This window comes from Streptomyces sp. NPDC054840, from assembly GCF_053611065.1.
This window is the reverse complement of the sequence record NZ_JBSGZP010000745.1, coordinates 1-3,351: the sequence shown is the minus strand read 5'-3', so window position 1 is coordinate 3,351 and position 3,351 is coordinate 1. Positions and strand designations below refer to the sequence as shown.

General features: G+C 69.3%; 3 protein-coding genes. All 3 read left to right on the top strand.

Translation table 11 applies throughout. The features are described 5' to 3' along the window. The first annotated feature begins 57 nt into the window (after positions 1-57). The 3 genes from ACWGIU_RS33305 to ACWGIU_RS33295 all read left to right on the top strand — a co-directional run bounded on the left by ACWGIU_RS33305 (position 58) and on the right by ACWGIU_RS33295 (position 3,319). Positions 58-1,065, top strand: a complete 1,008-nt coding sequence (locus ACWGIU_RS33305) for an ABC transporter permease (RefSeq protein ID WP_030725362.1) — start codon at positions 58-60, stop codon at positions 1,063-1,065. A gap of 80 nt (positions 1,066-1,145) precedes the next feature. Further along, positions 1,146-2,210: an ABC transporter ATP-binding protein gene (locus tag ACWGIU_RS33300; RefSeq protein WP_453711836.1), complete on the top strand. Its 1,065-nt coding sequence runs from the start codon at positions 1,146-1,148 to the stop codon at positions 2,208-2,210. Positions 2,211-2,224: 14 nt separating this feature from the next. Continuing rightward, on the top strand, positions 2,225-3,319 hold the full coding sequence (locus ACWGIU_RS33295) for an ABC transporter ATP-binding protein (protein ID WP_453711835.1): 1,095 nt from the start codon (positions 2,225-2,227) through the stop codon (positions 3,317-3,319). Positions 3,320-3,351 lie beyond the last annotated feature (32 nt).

Below are 3,351 nucleotides of genomic sequence, written 5' to 3'. Positions count from 1 at the left end.
GTCCCGCGCCCCCGACCGGGGTGCGGGGCGGACCGGCGGACGCCGAAGCCGACCCCCGTGTTTGTGTACATCGTCCGGCGGCTGTTCGCCGCGGTGTTCCTGCTGCTCGTTGTCAGCGCGATCACCTTCGCGATCTTCTTCCTGCTGCCCCGGCTGGCCGGCGGCACGGCCGACTCGCTGGCCACCCAGTACGTGGGCAAGAACCCCTCGCCCGAGTCCATCGCCGCGGTCAAGAAGAACCTCGGTTTCGACCAGCCCCTGTACGCGCAGTACTGGGACTTCCTGCGGGGCATCTTCGCGGGCCGCGAGTTCAACTACGGCCCCGACCCCTCGCAGTGCAGCGCCCCCTGCCTCGGCTACTCCTTCAAGGACCACGTCGAGGTCTGGCCCGACATCGTCGCCCGGCTGCCCATCACCGCCTCCCTCACCCTGGGAGCGGCCGTCATCTGGCTGATCACCGGTGTGACCACGGGCGTGGTCTCGGCCCTGCGCCCGGGCTCGCTCTTCGACCGGCTCGCGATGGGCGTGGCCCTCGCCGGCGTCTCGCTGCCGATGTTCTTCACCGGCACACTCTCGCTGGCCGTCTTCGTCTTCAACTGGCCCGTTTTCACCAACGTGTACGTGGACTTCTCCGAGGACCCGGCCGCCTGGTTCCAGGGGCTGGTCCTGCCCTGGTGCACGCTCGCCTTCCTCTACTCCGCGCTCTACGCCCGGCTCACCCGGGCCGGAATGCTGGAGACCATGAGCGAGGACTACATCCGCACCGCGCGCGCCAAGGGCCTGCGCGAACGGGTGGTCGTCACCCGTCACGGGCTGCGCTCGGCGCTGACCCCGATCGTGACCATCTTCGGCATGGACTTCGGGCTGCTCCTCGGCGGCGCCATCGTCACCGAGACGGTCTTCTCGTACCACGGCATCGGTGAGTACGCGTACCACGCCATCGCGGTGAACGACCTGCCGAAGATCCTCGGGGTGACCCTCTTCGCCGGAGCCTTCATCGTGCTGTGCAACCTGGTGGTGGACCTCGTCTACGCCATCATCGACCCGAGGGTGAGGCTGTCGTGACCGATCCGACTCCGAAGGGGAACGAGGCCGGCGAAGCCGCCGCCGACCGTGCCGCGCACGGCGCCACCGCCACCGCCGTCGTGGCGGAGCCGGGCGACGGTCCGCCCTCCGAGGCCTTCCTCGACGTACGCGACCTCAAGGTCCACTTCCCCACCGACGACGGTGTCGTCAAGTCGGTCGACGGGCTCTCCTTCCAACTGGAGAAGGGCCGGACCCTCGGCATCGTGGGTGAGTCCGGCTCCGGCAAGTCGGTCACCTCGCTGGCCGTCATGGGCCTGCACCGGGTGGGGACCGCCAGCCGCTCCACCGTCGAGATGTCCGGCGAGATCTGGCTCGGCGGCAAGGAACTGCTGTCGGCCGATCCCGAGGAGGTGCGCCGGCTGCGGGGCCGCGACATGGCGATGATCTTCCAGGACCCGCTGAGCGCGCTGCACCCGTACTACACGATCGGCGCCCAGATCGTGGAGGCGTACCGCGTCCACAACGACGTGGACAAGAAGACGGCGCGCAAGCGGGCCGTCGAGATGCTCGACCGCGTGGGCATCCCCGAGCCGGGCAAGCGCGTCGACGACTACCCTCACCAGTTCTCCGGCGGCATGCGCCAGCGTGCGATGATCGCGATGTCGCTGGTCAACAACCCCGACCTGCTGATCGCGGACGAGCCGACCACGGCCCTGGACGTCACCGTGCAGGCGCAGATCCTGGACCTGATCCGCGATCTGCAGAAGGAGTTCGGCTCCGCAGTCATCATGATCACGCACGACCTCGGCGTCGTCGCGGAGATGGCCGACGAGATCCTCGTGATGTACGGCGGCCGGTGCGTCGAGCGGGGCACCGCCGAAAAGGTCTTCTACGAGCCCCGCCACCCGTACACCTGGGGCCTGCTGGGCTCGATGCCGCGCATCGACCGCGAACAGAGCGAGCGCCTCATCCCGGTCAAGGGCTCCCCGCCCAGCCTCATCAACATCCCCGACGGCTGTGCCTTCAACCCGCGCTGCCCGTACGCCGACGTGCCCAAGGGCAACGTGACGCGTACGGTCCGGCCCGAGCTGACGCAGGACGACAGCCGCCACTGGTCCGCCTGCCACATGTCGCAGGACGAGCGGACCCGGATCTGGACCGAAGAGATTGCGCCGAAGCTGTGACCGAGACGCCTGACATGAAGAAGCCGGACACGGTGGTCATTCCCGCGCAGGCCAAGGAGTCTCCCGAGGTTCTGCTCAAGGTCACCGGCCTGGCGAAGCACTTCCCGATCACCAAGGGGCTGATCCGGCGCCAGGTGGGAGCGGTCAAGGCCGTCGACGGCCTCGACTTCGACGTCCGGCGCGGGGAGACCCTCGGTATCGTCGGCGAGTCCGGCTGCGGGAAGTCGACCATGGGCCGGCTGATCACGCGGCTGCTGGAGCCGACCGGCGGCTCCATCGAGTTCGAGGGCAAGGACATCACGCACCTCGGCGTGTCGGGCATGCGCCCGCTGCGCCGCGACGTGCAGATGATCTTCCAGGACCCGTACGGCTCGCTGAACCCCCGCCACACGGTGGGCACCATCGTCAGCGCGCCGTTCAAGCTCCAGAAGGTCACTCCGGAGGGCGGACTCAAGGCGGAGGTCCAGCGGCTGCTCTCGCTCGTGGGCCTCAACCCCGAGCACTACAACCGCTACCCGCACGAGTTCTCCGGCGGTCAGCGCCAGCGCATCGGCATCGCGCGGGCTCTGGCGCTGAAGCCGAAGCTGGTGGTCGCGGACGAGCCCGTCTCGGCGCTGGACGTGTCGATCCAGGCCCAGGTGGTGAACCTGCTGGACGACCTCCAGGACGAGCTCGGCCTCACCTACGTGATCATCGCGCACGACCTCTCGGTCATCCGCCACGTCTCGGACCGCATCGCCGTGATGTACCTCGGCAAGATCGTCGAGCTGGCCGACAACAAGGGGCTGTACGGGGCGCCCATGCACCCCTACACCACGGCCCTGATGTCGGCCGTGCCGGTGCCCGACCCGAGGCGGCGCGGCGCCAAGAGCGGCCGCATCCTGCTCAAGGGCGACGTCCCGTCGCCGATCTCGCCGCCGAGCGGCTGCCGCTTCCACACCCGGTGCTGGAAGGCCACGCAGATCTGCGCCACGCAGGAACCGCCGCTGCTGGCGCTGAAGCCGGGCCATCAGGTGGCCTGCCACCACCCGGAGAACGCCCCCGACCAGGCACCGGGCGACCAGCCCCTGCCGGGTGCGGCGGATGCGGTGGCCAAGGCCACGGAGTGACCGCCCGGTGGGGCCGACGTCGCCTTCAGTGC

Excerpts from the sequence above, each read along its gene's own strand:
- ACWGIU_RS33295 (WP_453711835.1), top strand. The coding sequence starts at position 2,225 with ATGAAGAAGCCGGACACGGTGGTCATTCCCGCGCAGGCCAAGGAGTCT.